This is a genomic window from Hymenobacter agri (assembly GCF_054778495.1).
The window spans coordinates 1-790 of the sequence record NZ_BAAGZM010001121.1; the positions used below are offsets into that span (position 1 = coordinate 1).

Here is a 790-nt window from a genome sequence, read left to right on the forward strand (position 1 = left end):
GGCTACCGCCCGGGCCGGCGCGTCATCAGCCTCACGGCCGGGACCCCGAGCTTGGCGCTGGGCACCTGGAAGCTGCGCACTTCGGCTACGCAGCTGAATGACGTGGTGGTGACGGCCGAGCGGGCGGTGGTGACGGGCGGCCTCGACAAAAAGGTCATCGACGTGAGCAAGGACCTGACTGCCACCGGCGGCACGGCCATCGACGCGCTCCAGAACGTGCCCTCCGTGACGGTGGACCAGACCGGGGCCGTGAGCATCCGCGGGGCCAGCAACGTGACGGTGTTCATCGACGGCAAGCCCACCGGCACCACCCTCGACCAGATTCCGGCCAGCAGCATTCAGAGCGTGGAGGTTATTACCAACCCCTCGGCCCGCTACGACGCCAGCGGGGCGGGCGGCATCCTCAACATCATCCTCAAGAAAGAACGGCGCGAGGGCCTGAACGGCCAGGTGAGCGCCACCGGCGGCACCGGCGATAAGGCCAACGCCTCGCTGCTGCTCAACTACCGCAAGGGCAAGTTCAACCTGTTTGGGCAGTACGACTACCGGCGTGACCGGAGGCGCTTCCAGGGCACCGTCGACCAAACGACCATGAGCCGCGACAGCACCCTGCGCCTGCACCAGGACCGCAGCGGCACCAACCTGCAGAACACCCACGCCCTGCGCCTGGGCCTGGACTACGCCCTCACCCCCGAGCAGACGCTGACCCTGGCCGTGCAGCCGCGCCTGAACCTGACCAGCACCGACGAAACCCTGCTCTCGCGGCAGGTGAACGCCACGGCCGGCGAGC

1 protein-coding gene is annotated in these 790 nt (G+C 68.5%); it reads left to right on the top strand.

The window, feature by feature from the left end:
* On the top strand, positions 1-790 hold a 790-nt coding region (locus tag ACYVDE_RS24845), incomplete at both ends, for a TonB-dependent receptor plug domain-containing protein (RefSeq protein WP_460504194.1).